The 14,187-nt window shown below is 61.9% G+C and carries 14 protein-coding genes; 9 read left to right on the top strand and 5 right to left on the bottom strand.

The window, feature by feature from the left end; genetic code table 11:
• The first annotated feature begins 13 nt into the window (after positions 1–13).
• From mltB to SC318_RS23255, 7 genes are all read left to right on the top strand, one after another.
• Positions 14–1,024, top strand: a complete 1,011-nt coding sequence (gene mltB, locus SC318_RS23285) for a lytic murein transglycosylase B (protein WP_320428616.1) — start codon at positions 14–16, stop codon at positions 1,022–1,024.
• The gene (locus SC318_RS23280; RefSeq protein ID WP_306494762.1) at positions 1,024–2,028 is read left to right on the top strand and encodes a septal ring lytic transglycosylase RlpA family protein; all 1,005 of its coding nucleotides are present in this window, start codon (positions 1,024–1,026) and stop codon (positions 2,026–2,028) included. Before mltB ends, SC318_RS23280 begins: the two co-directional genes overlap by 1 nt.
• 183 nt (positions 2,029–2,211) lie before the next feature.
• Positions 2,212–3,369, top strand: coding sequence for a D-alanyl-D-alanine carboxypeptidase family protein (locus SC318_RS23275; protein WP_124388345.1), 1,158 nt, complete (start codon positions 2,212–2,214; stop codon positions 3,367–3,369).
• A gap of 85 nt (positions 3,370–3,454) precedes the next feature.
• Positions 3,455–3,736, top strand: coding sequence for a DUF493 domain-containing protein (locus tag SC318_RS23270; RefSeq protein ID WP_320428615.1), 282 nt, complete (start codon positions 3,455–3,457; stop codon positions 3,734–3,736).
• Positions 3,736–4,383, top strand: coding sequence for a lipoyl(octanoyl) transferase LipB (gene lipB, locus SC318_RS23265; protein ID WP_124388343.1), 648 nt, complete (start codon positions 3,736–3,738; stop codon positions 4,381–4,383). The genes SC318_RS23270 and lipB overlap by 1 nt, the downstream gene beginning before the upstream one ends.
• Before the next feature lie 25 nt (positions 4,384–4,408).
• Positions 4,409–5,410 carry a lipoyl synthase gene (gene lipA, locus SC318_RS23260; RefSeq protein ID WP_162163623.1) on the top strand — a complete coding sequence of 334 codons (1,002 nt, stop codon included), beginning with the start codon at positions 4,409–4,411 and terminating at the stop codon, positions 5,408–5,410.
• Positions 5,411–5,544: 134 nt separating this feature from the next.
• The gene (locus SC318_RS23255) at positions 5,545–6,465 is read left to right on the top strand and encodes a S66 peptidase family protein (RefSeq protein ID WP_320428614.1); all 921 of its coding nucleotides are present in this window, start codon (positions 5,545–5,547) and stop codon (positions 6,463–6,465) included.
• Between the two features lie 114 nt (positions 6,466–6,579).
• On the opposite strand, the gene SC318_RS23250 is transcribed toward SC318_RS23255, so the two are convergent.
• From SC318_RS23250 to leuS, 5 genes are all read right to left on the bottom strand, one after another.
• The gene (locus tag SC318_RS23250) at positions 6,580–7,902 is read right to left on the bottom strand and encodes a lytic murein transglycosylase (RefSeq protein ID WP_320428613.1); all 1,323 of its coding nucleotides are present in this window, start codon (positions 7,900–7,902) and stop codon (positions 6,580–6,582) included.
• A 62-nt stretch (positions 7,903–7,964) separates the two neighbouring features.
• Entirely contained in the window at positions 7,965–8,129 is a 165-nt protein-coding gene (gene arfA / locus SC318_RS23245) for an alternative ribosome rescue factor ArfA (RefSeq protein ID WP_003176285.1), read from the bottom strand.
• A gap of 210 nt (positions 8,130–8,339) precedes the next feature.
• Complete coding sequence (gene holA / locus SC318_RS23240) at positions 8,340–9,377, bottom strand: DNA polymerase III subunit delta (protein WP_320428612.1); 1,038 nt, start codon at positions 9,375–9,377, stop codon at positions 8,340–8,342.
• Between the two features lie 39 nt (positions 9,378–9,416).
• Entirely contained in the window at positions 9,417–10,022 is a 606-nt protein-coding gene (gene lptE, locus SC318_RS23235; RefSeq protein ID WP_320428611.1) for an LPS-assembly lipoprotein LptE, read from the bottom strand.
• Positions 10,023–10,111: 89 nt separating this feature from the next.
• Complete coding sequence (gene leuS, locus SC318_RS23230; RefSeq protein WP_320428610.1) at positions 10,112–12,718, bottom strand: leucine--tRNA ligase; 2,607 nt, start codon at positions 12,716–12,718, stop codon at positions 10,112–10,114.
• A gap of 261 nt (positions 12,719–12,979) precedes the next feature.
• Here leuS and SC318_RS23225 point away from each other — a divergent pair, with 261 nt between their 5' ends.
• Complete coding sequence (locus SC318_RS23225; RefSeq protein WP_320428609.1) at positions 12,980–13,297, top strand: hypothetical protein; 318 nt, start codon at positions 12,980–12,982, stop codon at positions 13,295–13,297.
• Positions 13,298–13,391: 94 nt separating this feature from the next.
• A complete protein-coding gene (locus tag SC318_RS23220; RefSeq protein ID WP_320428608.1) occupies positions 13,392–14,153 on the top strand; it encodes a YdcF family protein in 762 nt (253 codons plus the stop codon).
• Positions 14,154–14,187 lie beyond the last annotated feature (34 nt).

Genomic DNA, 14,187 nt, shown 5'->3' with positions numbered 1-14,187 from the left:
GGTGAAGATGTCAATGCAAGTAATGCGCGGCTGGGCAACTCGGCATGCGTCCTGGATGGGCCTGATCGGGCTGCTGGGCGCAACGCAGGAGGTGCAGGCCGGTGACTACGATGGTTCACCTCAGGTTGCCGAATTTGTCGGTGAGATGACCCGCGACTACGGTTTCGCCGGTGAGCAACTGATGGGCGTGTTTCGCGAAGCCCAGAAAAAGCAGGCCATCCTCGACGCCATCTCGCGCCCCGCCGAACGCGTGAAGCAGTGGAAGGAATATCGCCCGATGTTCCTCTCCGACGCCCGCGTGGCCCGGGGCGTGGACTTCTGGCGCCAGCATGAAGCGGTCCTGGCCCGCGCCGAACAGGAATACGGCGTGCCGGCCCAGGTGATTGTCGCGATCATCGGTATCGAAACCTTCTACGGGCGCAACACCGGCAGCTACCGGGTGATCGACGCCTTGTCGACCCTGGGCTTCGATTACCCGCCGCGCGCCGAGTTCTTCCGCAAGGAGCTGCGCGAATTCCTGTTGCTGGCCCGCGAAGAGCAGGTCGACCCGCTGACCCTCAAAGGCTCCTACGCCGGTGCGATGGGCTTGCCGCAGTTCATGCCGAGCAGCTTTCGCGCCTACGCCGTGGATTTCGACGGCGACGGGCATATCAACATCTGGAGTAACCCGGACGACGCCATCGGCAGCGTGGCCAGCTACTTCAAGCGCCACGGCTGGGTTGCCGGTGAACCGGTGGTGGTTCGCGCCGATGTGACGGGCGAGCGCGCCGACGAAGGCCTGACCCAGGGTATCGACCCGGTGAAGACCGTCGGGGAGTTGCGAGCGCTGGGCTGGTCGAGTCAGAATGCGCCACGCGATGATATGCCGGTGACGGCGTTCCGTCTCGAAGGCGAAAATGGCCCTGAATACTGGATGGGCCTGAAGAATTTCTACGCAATCACGCGTTATAACCGCAGTGTGATGTACGCCATGGCCGTGCATCAACTGTCAGACGAGCTGGTTCAAGCACGGGGCAACAAGTAATGCGGGTATCGCCGTTCAAAAAACCGCTCAAGTTGGTGGCGTTCACCGCGTTGTCCTTGTTGATCGCCAGTTGCTCCACCACGCCCAACCGTGCGCCGGCCAAGAAAGCCGGCGGTGCCGTGGTTCGCGCCCAGCCGGGCCTGGATATCAACCGTGCGCACAAAGACGGCGCGCCGTGGTGGGATGTGGATGTGTCGAAGATTCCCGACGCCACGCCAACCTTGCACACCGGCCCCTACAAGGCCAACCCCTATACCGTGCTGGGCAAGAATTACTTCCCGCTGCAGGAATCCAAGACCTACGTGCAGTCGGGCACGGCGTCCTGGTACGGCACCAAGTTCCACGGCCAGAACACCGCCAACGGCGAAGTGTATGACCTGTACGGCATGAGCGCGGCCCACAAGACCCTGCCGCTGCCCAGCTATGTTCGCGTGACCAACCTGGACAACAACCGCACGGTGATCCTGCGGGTCAATGACCGTGGGCCGTTCTATTCGGACCGGATCATCGACTTGTCCTATGCCGCCGCCAAGAAACTCGGTTACGCCGAAATCGGTACCGCACGGGTCAAGGTCGAAGGCATCGACCCGGCGCAGTACTGGGCCCAGCGTGGCAAGCCGGCGCCGTTGATGCTCAACGAGCCCGCCACACCGCAACCGCAAGTGACAGCGTCGACCGGCAAGATCGAACAATGGACGCCGCCGCCCGCGCAGCATGCGCCGGACACGGTCGTCGTGCCCCATGCCGCGCCTGGTGCCTCCACCGTGGGCGGGCAGTACCTGCAAGTGGGCGCTTTCGCCAACCCGGATGCGGCAGAACTGTTAAGGTCCAAACTCAGCGGCATGGTCAGCGCGCCAGTGTTTATCAGCTCCATCGTGCGTAACCAGCAGACCCTGCACCGTGTGCGCATGGGGCCGATCGGTTCGCCGGGCGAAGTTGCGCAAGTGCAGAACAGCGTGCGCCTGGCCAACCTGGGGTCGCCCAGCGTAGTCACTGCGGAATAAGCAATAAAGAATTGAAGGTTCAGGCACGTGCGCGTGCCGGGGCCCTGGTTGTTGGCTCGTTGAACAATAAAAACCCAGGGGCAAGGGGTGAGCGGGCAACCGAACACGTGACAGTCTGGAAGCGGGCTGTCTGAATAGTTTTGCCCGCGAGGGCAAGTTTCCATAAGCAATTTCGAGAGACGGATGAACATCACCACCTTAGCCAAACGTACGTGCCTGCTTATCTCGCTGATCATCACTCCGGCCGCCTGGGCGGTTGAGATGGTGCCGGCTTCCCCGCAACTGGCCGCCAAGGCCTGGGTCCTCATGGATGCCGCCAGTGGCAACGTGCTGGTGGAGAACGGCGGTGACGTGCGTCTGCCGCCAGCCAGCCTGACCAAGCTGATGACTGCCTACATCGCGACCCTGGAAATCCGTCGCGGCCAGATCGGTGAAAACGATCCGGTCACCGTCAGCGAAAACGCCTGGCGTACCGGCGGTTCGCGGATGTTCATCAAGGTCGGCTCCCAAGTCACCGTCAGTGACCTGCTGCACGGCATCATCATCCAGTCCGGTAACGACGCCAGCGTGGCCCTGGCCGAGCACATCGCCGGCAGCGAAGACGCGTTCGCCGACATGATGAACAAGACGGCTGGCGATCTGGGCATGACCAACAGCCACTTCATGAACCCGACCGGCCTGCCGAACCCGGAGCACTACTCGTCGGCTCACGACATGGCGATCCTGGCCCGCGCAATCATCCGCGTCGACCCGGTGCACTACGCCATCTACTCCCAGAAGGAATTCTTCTGGAACAACATCAAGCAGCCTAACCGCAACCTGTTGCTGTGGCGCGACAAGACCGTCGATGGCCTGAAAACCGGCCACACCGACGAAGCCGGCTATTGCATGGTGTCGTCCGCCGTACGTGACGGCCAGCGCCTGATCGCCGTGGTCTTCGGCACCAACAGCGAGCAGGCCCGTGCGGCCGAGACGCAAAAACTGCTGACCTATGGCTTTCGCTTCTTCGAAACCCAGACCTTCTACCAGAAGGGTGCGGAGCTGGCGACCGCGCCGGTCTGGAAGGGCGCGACCTCGCAGGTCAAGGCCGGCCTGGCTGACGACCTGACCCTGACCATGCCTAAAGGCCAGCTGAAAAAGCTCGCTGCCAGCATGACCCTGAACCCGCAATTGGTTGCGCCAATCGCCAAGGGCGATGTGATCGGCAAGGTTGAAGTGAAGCTGGACGACAAAGTCGTGCACAGCGCTGACCTGATCGCACTGGACGCCGTCGACGAAGGTGGTATCTTCCGCCGCGTGTGGGATAGCATCCGTCTATTCTTCTACGGCTTGTTCAACTGATTGTGTGCACCTGCAAAGCCCCGCGTTGATCCAACGCGGGGCTTTGCCCGTCGCCACGGCTTAGCGCTTACGAGGCTGTTCTGCCATGACCGATAAAGACGTAGAAGTGAAGGCGCCAAAGATCGAATTCCCGGTGACGGATTATCCCGTCAAGGTGATCAGCGATACCGGCGCAGGCAACAAAGACAGAATTCTTGAAATCGTGCGTAAACACGCGACGATCAACGACAACCGGGTGGACGAGCGTTCGAGCACCAACGGTAAATACACCACGATCCAGTTGCACATCGTTGCAACCGGTCAGGATCAGCTCTACGACATCAACAGCGAACTGCGGGCCACCGGCTTCGTGCACATGGTGTTGTGATGTCACAGGTCCTGGGCTTTCGCGAGCTCGGCCGGATGGCTTACGAGCCGGTCTGGCACGCCATGCAGCGCTTTACCAACGAGCGCGGCAGCTCGGCACCGGATGAAATCTGGCTAGTCGAACACCCTCCGGTATTCACCCAAGGTCAGGCCGGCAAGGCTGAGCATCTGCTACTCCCGGGTGATATTCCGGTGGTGCAGGTCGACCGAGGGGGTCAAGTGACTTACCATGGGCCTGGCCAACTGGTGGCTTACCTGTTGCTGGATGTGCGCAAGCTGGGGTTTGGCGTGCGTGACCTGGTAAGCCGCATGGAAGCTTGCCTGATCGAGCTGCTGGCCAGCTACGGCGTGACCGCTGCGGCCAAGCCCGATGCACCGGGTGTGTACGTGGATGGCGCGAAAATCGCCTCCCTGGGGCTGCGCATTCGTCACGGTTGTTCCTTTCATGGCCTGGCCCTGAATGTGGACATGGACCTGGCACCGTTTCGGCGGATCAACCCGTGTGGCTATGCGGGGCTTGCGATGACCCAGTTGAGCGATCATGCAACACCCATAGAATTTGCCGAGGTAAGTGCCCGGCTGCGCGCGCAGCTCGTCAAACACCTCGACTATGCTGAGCAGACGACCCTGACGGGCGGAATCGATTGATATGACTACTGATGTTGTGCAAACCATGATCCCGACGCTGGACGTTACCGAGCGTCCAGCCCCGGCCCCGCGTGCCAAGGTGGAAGCCGGCGTCAAGCTGCGCGGCGCCGAGAAGGTTGCACGCATCCCGGTGAAGATCATCCCGACCACCGAACTGCCGAAAAAGCCTGACTGGATTCGCGTGCGCATCCCGGTCTCGCCGGAAGTCGACCGTATCAAGGCCCTGCTGCGCAAACACAAGTTGCACAGCGTGTGCGAAGAGGCATCCTGCCCGAACCTGGGCGAGTGCTTCTCCGGCGGCACCGCCACCTTCATGATCATGGGCGACATTTGCACCCGTCGCTGCCCGTTCTGCGACGTGGGCCACGGCCGTCCGAAGCCGCTGGACGTCAATGAGCCAGAAAGCCTGGCCATCGCCATCGCCGACCTGAAGCTCAAGTACGTGGTAATCACTTCGGTGGACCGTGACGACTTGCGTGACGGCGGTGCCCAGCACTTTGCCGACTGCATCCGCGAAATCCGCAAGCTGTCGCCGAACGTGATGCTCGAAACCCTGGTGCCCGACTACCGTGGCCGCATGGATGTGGCGCTGGAAATCACCGCCGCCGAGCCGCCGGATGTGTTCAACCACAACCTGGAAACCGTGCCGCGCCTGTACAAGGCCGCGCGTCCGGGTTCCGATTACCAGTGGTCGCTGACCCTGCTGCAGAAGTTCAAGCAGATGATGCCGCACATTCCGACCAAATCCGGCTTGATGCTGGGCCTGGGCGAAACCGACGAAGAAGTCATCGAAGTCATGAAGCGCATGCGCGAACACGACATCGATATGCTGACCCTGGGCCAGTACCTGCAACCGTCCCGTAGCCACTTGCCGGTGCAGCGTTTCGTGCACCCGGACACCTTCGCCTGGTTCGCCGAGGAAGGTTACAAGATGGGCTTCAAGAACGTGGCTTCCGGCCCGTTGGTGCGCTCTTCGTACCATGCTGATGAACAGGCCAAGCTGGTCAAGGCAAGCCTGGTTTCGTAACACAGATCCAATGTGGGAGGGGGCTTGCCCCCGATCGCGGTCTTTCAGTCGATCCTGTATTGACTGTCACACCGCCATCGGGAGTAAGCCCCCTCCCACATTTTGTTGAGCGTCATCTACAGGGAGAATTGTGCATGACTGCTTCCGTACCCGCATTACGTCCCGAAGGCACCATCGGCCTGATCGCCCCCGCCGGCCCTGCCGCGTTGGACGTCGAAAAAGCCGGGCAGTGGATGCGCGCCCGCGGCTACGACCTGCGAATTTTCCCCGGCGTGCATGAGAGTGACGGCTACCTGGCCGGCAGCGATCAAGTGCGCCTCGATGACCTCCACGCCGCTTTCGCCGACCCTGAGATCGACGCGATTTTCTGCCTGCGCGGCGGCTACGGTACGCCACGTCTGCTCGATGCACTGGATTTCGACCTGTTGCGCGCGCACCCCAAGCCCTTTGTGGGCTACAGCGACATCACCGCCTTGCACCTGGCGATCAACCGCTATGCGGGCTTCATCACCTTCCACGGGCCGATGCTCAATGCTGATTTGCTCGGTGGCAAGCAACAACCTACCGAATCCTCGCTGTTCAGCCTGCTACGCGGCCAGCTTGGCGCCGGCAGCCTGCTGACGCATCCGGTGGCCTACCCATTGACTACCATTGAGCCAGGCATCGCCTGCGGGCGCCTGCTGGGCGGCAACCTGTCGATGATCGCAGCGGTGATGGGAACTGCTTACGAAATCGACGCTGAAGGCATCATTCTGTTCATCGAGGACGTCAACGAGCCGCTCTATCGCATCGACCGCTTGCTGATGCACCTGCGTCTGGCAGGCAAGCTCGACCAGGTTGCGGGGGTATTGGTGGGGGATGTCGCAGGCGTGGATCAGGCGGGGCTCGAACGGCTGTTGAAGCAGACCTTCGAGCCGCTGTGCATTCCGGTGCTGTCCGGTTGGCGCAGTGGGCATTGCGATCCGAACCTGACGCTGCCGATGGGCGCGTTGGTGCGTCTGGATGCGGGGGAGCAGCAGGTGGTGTTGGAGCAGGATGTGGTGTTCAACCGCTGATTCTTTAGCGGCTGCTCAACCGCATCGGGGGCAAGCCCCCTCCCACATTTGGAATGCAATCAACTGTGGGAGGGGGCTTGCCCCCGATAGCGGTAGCCGCCATACAGCGATCTATCAGTTCTGCAACGACTCCAACAACTTCACCGTCGGATACCCATCCGCCGGCCAGCCCAGCGCTTGCTGCGCCGCGCGAATCGCCTTGCGCGTGTTGGCTCCGATGATCCCGTCAGCGTTGCCGGCGTCGTAGCCCTTGGCGCTGAGCGCCGTCTGCAGGTCGATACGTTGCGAGCGGCTCAGCGGCAGCTCGTCCTTCGGCCAGCTTCCGCGAATCACACCACCGCCACCGAACCGCTCCGACAGCAGGCCAACGGCCAGCGCATAGGACGACGAGTTGTTGTACTTCAGGATCGCACGGAAGTTATCCAGAACCAGGAACGCCGGGCCGCGGTAGCCGGCCGGCAACAGCAGGGCGGCGGACAGTTGCTCGACATTGGCAGGCAGGCTGGCGCCAGGCGGCAACTGGATGCCCAGTTTCAGCCATTCGGCGACGGTCTTGCGGATGCCGCCGTCGGCCAGTGAATAGTCGAAGCCTGAAGGCAATTGCTGCACCTCAACGCCCCACGGCTGGCCTTTCTGCCAGCCGGAACTTTGCAGGTAATGGGCGGTGGAGGCGAGGGCGTCAGCCGGGCTGTTCCAGATATCGCGGCGACCGTCGCCGTCAAAATCCACGGCGTGGGTGTTGTAGGTAGTAGGGATGAACTGGGTCTGGCCCATTGCGCCAGCCCAGGAGCCTTTCATCTGGTCTGCCTGGATATCGCCATGCTGGATGATCTGCAGCGCCGCCAGCAGCTGTGCCTGCGCGAAGGCCGGGCGGCGGCCTTCATAGGCCAGGGTCGCGAGGGAGCGGATCACCGAGTTATTGCCCTGGAACTGGCCGAAGTTGCTCTCCATGCCCCACACCGAGACGAGTGCCTGGCGATCAACGCCATAACGCTCTTCGATACGCTGCAGGATGTCGGCGTACTTGACCAGCAACGCCTGACCATTACGTACGCGCAGCGGCGACAGCGCGCCATCGAGGTATTCCCACACCGGGCGGGAAAACTCCGGCTGGCTGCGGTCGGCGCGAATTACCGCCATGTCCGGGGTAACGCCGGCGAAGGCGTTATCGAAGACGTCAGCCGTGATCCCGGCTTGCAGGGCTTGCGCACGGAAACCCGCCTGCCATTCGGCGAAGGTCTGGGTTGGCTGGATGTTCAGGTTGTCCACCGCCAGCGGCGCAACGACGGCAGGCGCAACGGCCGGTGCAGTCTTGAGTGTGGGCAGGGGTTGAGCGTCCGCGGCGGTGGGTTTTTCCGCGCAGGCGACAAGCAGAATGAGGCTGGAGGCAGCGATCAATTGGCGAAGGTGCCAATGACGGGAAAGACGAGAGGGCATGCACAGGTCCAGGGGGTTACAAATCAAGTACAGACCTTATCACGCCAGAGGGGCGCTTGCCTTCAGGCAGCCAGAAAGTAAGAAGCCTCCCAGCTATTAGACTGGAAGGCTTCGCGGCGGTAGCTGCCTTTGCCCTTGCCGGCGCGTTCCTGACGGCTGCGGAACAGTGGCTGGGCGATGATGGATTTGGCCTTGTTCGGGCCATGCTTGGATGGCTTTTTGCTCATGGTTGGTTCTCTCGTTGGGTGGGTGGAGCGGCGAAAATAATCTGCCTATATAGCGGCGCTGTAAAGCCCGAGAATTGTAAACACAATCAAAATGTGGGAGGGGGCTTGCTCCCGATAGCGGTGTAACAGTCAATAAATCAGGTGACTGACACATTGCCATCGGGGGCAAGCCCCCTCCCACATTGTTCCGCAGTGTTGCTGAAAGAGGGGTTATTCGGCAGGTAACGTCAGCCGCTGGCCGGCCATCAGCAAGGATAAGCGGCTCAGGCTCATCCACGGCGAGCCCGCCGCCTGGCCTTTGATCTGTGCGTCGATGCGCTGCGCTTCCAGCAACAGCTGCGCCCAGCGTTGCGCCGAGTGCCGTTGCAGGGCCTTGCTCATCAGGGGTTTGCGCTTGTCCCACACCGGTGGCCGGGCCTGGCTGAAGCATTTGTCCAGCGGCGTGCCCTGGCTGTATTGCAGCGCAATGTTAGCCAGCACCCGCAGTTCCCGGGCCAGGGCCCAGAGAATTACCGGCGGTTCCACGCCCTCGCCGCGCAGCCCTTCGAGCATGCGCAGGGCATGGGCGGGTTCGCCGTTGAGGATGGCGTCCACCAACCCGAACACATCAAAACGCGCACTGTCGGCCACGGCGCCTTGCACGGTTTCGACGGTGATCTGCCCGTCTTCGGCCATCAGCTTGAGCTTTTCGATCTCCTGGGCGGCGGCAAGCAGGTTGCCCTCGACCCTGGCGGCGATCAGCTCGACGGCATCTTGCGTAGCCGACAATCCAGACTGTGACAGGCGCTGGCGAATCCACTGCGGCAATTGGCTGCTGTCCACCGGCCAGATCTGAATGAACTGGGTCTGTGGGCCTTCCACCAGCGCCTTGCCCCATTTGGTCTTCTGCGCGCTGCCGTCGAGCTTGGGCAGGCTGATCAGCAGCACCGTGTCTTCAGCCGGGCGCGAGCAGTATTCCATCAACGCTGCCGCGCCTTTGTCGCCCGGCTTGCCCGAGGGCAGGCGCAGTTCCAGCAGGCGCTTTTCGGCGAACAGCGACATGCTCGCGCCGGCTTGCAGCAACGTTCCCCAGTCGAAACTGGCGTCGGCGCTGAATACCTGGCGCTCGTCGAAACCTTGCTGGCGCGCCGCCGCGCGAATGGCATCGGCGGCTTCCTGGCACAGCAACGGGTCATCGCCGCTGACAATGTAGACAGGCGCGAGGCCACCTTGCAGGTGTTTGGCGAGTTGGGCGGGAGCGAGTTTCATAGGCAGGGCGAACGGGGCGCCTTGGGCGCCCCGTATGGCTTACTCGACAGGCACTTCAACAGGCGACTGTTTCGGCGTGTTGTCTTCGTACTCTTGCGCGGCCTTCAGGGCATCGGCGTCAGCCTTGGCCTTGTTGTCGGCAACCTGCTGCAGCTCGGCCAGTTTTTCCGGGGTCAGCGTTTGCAGGCGGGTCATCATGCGCTGGACCAGCTCACGACGCATTTCCTTGCGCACCTGAATGGTTTCGGAGTCTGAACCCACCAGGTTGTTGCCGTCGTGGCTCACGACTTTCTGGACCTGGATCTTGTCGCCCATCAGCGGCAGGTGGTCGCGGCCCTGTACTTCGAAGTTGACGGTGGTGGTCAACTCGACGTCCGAGGCACGGCCGGCACTGGCGTAGCTGATGTTGCGCTGGGTTTCGCGCTCATCGACCAGGTCCAGTTTGTAGGTGGCGCCGGTATAGACGCGCACACCGCTGTTTTCCAGGGTCTGGCGCAGTTGCGTGACGGTTTCGCCGTAGGCGTTGCGTGCGCTGACGTCGAGTTCCTTGAGCGACAGTTCGTTGGTGCCGGTGCCGCGCAGCTGGAAGCCGCAAGCGCTCAACAGAACGGCCAGGCCCATTACCAGCAGATTGCGTTTGATCATGTTGTTGCTCCCCTTGAAACCAGGCGGGCCTTATCGAGGCCCTGAAGGTTTAGTTCGGCGCAGGGCTCAAGCCCTGCGCCCGATCCAATTTAGCTGGCGACGATATTGACCAGTTTTCCGGGCACTACGATCACTTTGCGGATCGTCAGGCCTTCGGTAAAGCGCAGCACGTTTTCGTTGCAGCGTGCGGCCGCTTCGACTTCTTCACGGCTGGCGCTGGCCGGCATGTCGATCTGACCGCGCAACTTGCCATTGACCTGAATCACCAGTTGCAGCGTGTCCTGTACCAGCGCGCTGTCATCCTGCACCGGCCAGCGGGCATCGATGACGGCACCGCTGTGGCCCAGGCGAGCCCACAATTCGTGGCTGATGTGCGGCGTGATCGGCGCCAGCAGCAGGGTAACCGTTTCCAGGCCTTCCTGAATTAATGCGCGATCCTGTTCGGTGGCCTGCGCGGCTTTCTCCAGCACGTTCATCAGCGTCATCACCTGGGCGATGGCGGTGTTGAACTTGTGGTTCTGCCCTACGTCCTGGCTGGCCTGGCGGATAGCCAGGTGGATGCTGCGACGAACTGCCTTTTGCTCATCATTCAAGGCTGCCACGTCCAGCTTGCCCGGCAGGCCCTGGCTGACGTGGGCATGGGCCAGGCGCCAGACGCGCTTGAGGAAGCGGTGCGAGCCTTCGACGCCGGAGTCGGACCATTCGGCGCTCATGTCGGGCGGCGAGGCGAACATCATGAACAGGCGGCAGGTGTCGGCGCCGAACTGATCGATCATCGATTGCGGGTCGACGCCGTTGTTCTTGGACTTGGCCATCTTCTCGGTGCCGCCGATTTCCACCGGCAGGCCGTCGGATTTGAGCTTGGCGCTGATGACCTTGGCTTTGCTGTCGCGCTCAAGCTCGACGTCCGCCGGGTTGAACCAGGTGTAGGCGCCATTGGCTTCGCGGCGATAGTAGGTATCGGCGATCACCATGCCTTGGGTCAGCAGGTTCTTGAACGGTTCGTCGGAGCTGACCAGGCCTTCGTCACGCATCAGCTTGTGGAAGAAGCGCGCATACAGCAGGTGCAGGATGGCGTGCTCGATGCCACCGATGTATTGATCCACCGGCAACCAGTGGTCGGCTGCGGATTTCTCGACCAGGCCACCTTCATAGTGCGGCGACGCGTAACGGGCGTAATACCACGAGGACTCGACGAAGGTGTCCATGGTGTCGGTTTCACGCTTGGCAGGCTGGCCGCATTTCGGGCAGCTGCACTCGTAGAACTCGGGCATGCGCGCCAATGGCGAGCCGGCGCCGTCCGGCACCACGTCTTCGGGCAACACCACCGGCAACTGGTCTTCCGGCACCGGCACGTCGCCACAGCTTTGGCAGTGGATGATCGGGATCGGGCAGCCCCAGTAGCGCTGGCGGCTGATGCCCCAGTCGCGCAGGCGGAACTGGGTGCGCGAGGCACCGAGGTTTTTCTTGACCAGCGCGACTTCGATGGCGTCGAACGCGCCCTGGAAGTCCAGGCCGTCGAACTCGCCGGAGTTGATCAGGGTGCCGTGTTCGCCGTAGGCGTCCTGCCATGGGGCCGGGTTGGTTTCGCCCGAGCTGGTGCGCACCACGGACTTGATCGGCAGGCTGTATTTAGTGGCGAATTCGAAATCGCGTTCGTCGTGGGCCGGTACGGCCATCACCGCGCCGTCGCCGTAGTGCATGAGCACGTAGTTGGCGACCCAGACCGGCAGCTTCTCGCCAGTCAACGGGTGCTCGACGAACAGGCCGGTCGGCAGGCCTTTTTTCTCCTGGGTCGCGACGTCGGCTTCAGCCACGCTGCCGCCTTTGCATTCAGCGATGAACGCCTGCAACTCGGGGTTGTTCTGTGCGGCCTGGGTGGCCAGCGGGTGTTCGGCGGCCACGGCGACGTAAGTGGCGCCCATCAGGGTGTCGGGGCGGGTGGTGAACACCTTGAGTGCGCCCGCTTCGCCGATCGAGTCGACGTTGTAGGGGAACTGCACTTCCATGCCTTTGGATTTGCCAATCCAGTTGCGCTGCATGGTCTTGACCTGCTCAGGCCAGCCCGGCAAGTCGTCGAGGCTCGACAAGAGTTCATCCGCATAGGCGGTGATCTTGAAGTAATACATCGGGATTTCGCGCTTTTCGATCAGCGCGCCGGAGCGCCAGCCGCGACCGTCGATCACCTGTTCGTTGGCCAGTACGGTCTGGTCGACCGGGTCCCAGTTCACGGTGCCGCTTTTCTTGTAGATCACGCCTTTTTCGAACAGGCGAGTGAACAGCCATTGTTCCCAGCGGTAGTAGTCCGGCTTGCAGGTGGTCACTTCGCGGGACCAGTCCACCGCCAGACCCAGGCTGCGCAGCTGGGTCTTCATGTAGGCGATGTTTTCGTAGGTCCACTTGGCGGGGGCCACGTTGTTTTTCATCGCGGCGTTTTCCGCCGGCATGCCGAAAGCGTCCCAACCCATGGGTTGCAGAACGTTCTTGCCGAGCATGCGCTGGTAGCGAGAGATCACGTCGCCGATGGTGTAGTTACGCACGTGCCCCATGTGTAGCTTGCCGCTGGGGTAAGGGAACATCGATAGGCAATAGTAAGTCTCCTTGCCTGGCTGTTCGCTGACTTCAAAGGACTTCTGCTCGTCCCAGAAGGTTTGTGCGGCATTTTCTATTTCACGGGGCTGATATTGTTCGTGCATGGCTACTTTTGAACTGAATAAGGGTGGCCTATTCCTCTTCGGTGCATTGTCCGGGTTGTTCGACACCAGAAAGCGGCGCGTGCGTGCCCAAACCCTGCGGGAAGTGGAGTTACAGGAAGCGCCGTAGCATACATGACCCCACTCTATCGAGGGAAACCCTGATTGCGCAGGCAGGGCCGTCTGTCGCGGCATCGGGCAGGCGCAGCCACGGGGGCTACGCTGTTTATTGGGGAGCACGTATTTCTTCAATGAGGTGAGGGGATGGCTGAATCGCAGCGAACTTTAACGAAACCGCAGTTATATGAAGGACTGATCGACCGTTTGGGTCGGGCATTGGATGCCGCAAGAACCGCGGGCCGATTGCGTGATGAACGGCCTCTGGAGCTGGAGTTGCGAGGCTTGAGCCAGGCGGAGCTTGAACTGATCAAGAACTACCTGGCGTTTCATCGCTCACGCGCCTCTCATGGGCAGGCCTCCCCGCCAGTCCAGGCGTGTTCTGGTACGGCCAATGTCGTGTGGCTGAAGGACCTGGCGGCCGGTCGCGGCCCGGACAAGTTCCGGTCCACACGGTGCAAGTGACCCCGCGTTATCCGCTACTTTTGCAAAATGTGCTGGTAAGGATTGTTGCTGAACCCCGTTGCATCTAGGCTTCGGGCATCTTTGGAGATGCCCGATGCCTTTTCGTTATTTCATTAAACAACTGTTGTTGCCGCCCGGTATTTTTTTGCTGTTGCTGGCGCTTGCCTGGTGGTTTCGCCGCAGTCGTCCGCGCTTGGCGGGGTGTTGCTTTGCCTTGGGGTTGGGCGGGATGTGGTTGATCAGCCTGCCGGTGATGGTGCAGTGGGGCGCGAATGCCCTGGAGACCGTGCCGCCCCTGGCCCGTGATGACTGGGCGGCGCTGGCCCAGCGCGCCGATGCGATTGTGGTGCTCGGCTCCGGCCGTGAACGCGGGGACGTGGCGTGGGGCAGCGATCAGCCCACCGGCATCGGCTTGGAGCGTCAGCGTTTTGCCGCGCGTCTGGCCAAGGCGTCCGGGTTGCCGGTATTGACCACCGGTGGCTTGCACTATGGCACGCCGCCCAGCGAAGCAGAGCTGATGGCCGTGTCGATGCAGGATGATTTCGGCGTGAGCGTGCGCTGGAAGGAAGAGCGCAGCCGCACCACCTGGGAAAATGCACAGATGAGCGCCGAGATTCTATTGCCGCAGGGCATCAAGCGCGTGGTGGTAGTGACCCAGGCCTGGCACATGCCGCGTTCGGTGTGGAGCTTCGAGAAGGCCGGCTTTACCGTGGTGCCGGCGCCCGTGGGCTTCCTGGGCGTGGACAATGCGCGTCCGCTGGGCGGCTGGATGCCGGAGGTCAAGTCGGTGTGGCAGAGCGGGCAATTGATCAACGAGGCGGTGGGGCAGGTGGGGTATCGGTTGTTCTACCGCTAACCCTGCTGATTGAAATGCAGATTAAAATGTGGGA

It is taken from the genome of Pseudomonas sp. MUP55 (genome assembly GCF_034043515.1).
In the GTDB taxonomy this organism is placed as follows: Bacteria; Pseudomonadota; Gammaproteobacteria; order Pseudomonadales; family Pseudomonadaceae; genus Aquipseudomonas.
This window is presented reverse-complemented; position numbering and strand designations above follow the sequence as displayed.

Bases quoted from the DNA above. Each gene is read 5' to 3' on its own strand.
- mltB (WP_320428616.1), top strand. From the start codon at position 14: ATGCAAGTAATGCGCGGCTGGGCAACTCGGCATGCGTCCTGGATGGGC.
- SC318_RS23280 (WP_306494762.1), top strand. From the start codon at position 1,024: ATGCGGGTATCGCCGTTCAAAAAACCGCTCAAGTTGGTGGCGTTCACC.
- SC318_RS23275 (WP_124388345.1), top strand. From the start codon at position 2,212: ATGAACATCACCACCTTAGCCAAACGTACGTGCCTGCTTATCTCGCTG.
- SC318_RS23270 (WP_320428615.1), top strand. From the start codon at position 3,455: ATGACCGATAAAGACGTAGAAGTGAAGGCGCCAAAGATCGAATTCCCG.
- lipB (WP_124388343.1), top strand. From the start codon at position 3,736: ATGTCACAGGTCCTGGGCTTTCGCGAGCTCGGCCGGATGGCTTACGAG.
- lipA (WP_162163623.1), top strand. From the start codon at position 4,409: ATGATCCCGACGCTGGACGTTACCGAGCGTCCAGCCCCGGCCCCGCGT.
- SC318_RS23255 (WP_320428614.1), top strand. From the start codon at position 5,545: ATGACTGCTTCCGTACCCGCATTACGTCCCGAAGGCACCATCGGCCTG.
- SC318_RS23250 (WP_320428613.1), bottom strand. From the start codon at position 7,902: ATGCCCTCTCGTCTTTCCCGTCATTGGCACCTTCGCCAATTGATCGCT.
- arfA (WP_003176285.1), bottom strand. From the start codon at position 8,129: ATGAGCAAAAAGCCATCCAAGCATGGCCCGAACAAGGCCAAATCCATC.
- holA (WP_320428612.1), bottom strand. From the start codon at position 9,377: ATGAAACTCGCTCCCGCCCAACTCGCCAAACACCTGCAAGGTGGCCTC.
- lptE (WP_320428611.1), bottom strand. From the start codon at position 10,022: ATGATCAAACGCAATCTGCTGGTAATGGGCCTGGCCGTTCTGTTGAGC.
- leuS (WP_320428610.1), bottom strand. From the start codon at position 12,718: ATGCACGAACAATATCAGCCCCGTGAAATAGAAAATGCCGCACAAACC.
- SC318_RS23225 (WP_320428609.1), top strand. From the start codon at position 12,980: ATGGCTGAATCGCAGCGAACTTTAACGAAACCGCAGTTATATGAAGGA.
- SC318_RS23220 (WP_320428608.1), top strand. From the start codon at position 13,392: ATGCCTTTTCGTTATTTCATTAAACAACTGTTGTTGCCGCCCGGTATT.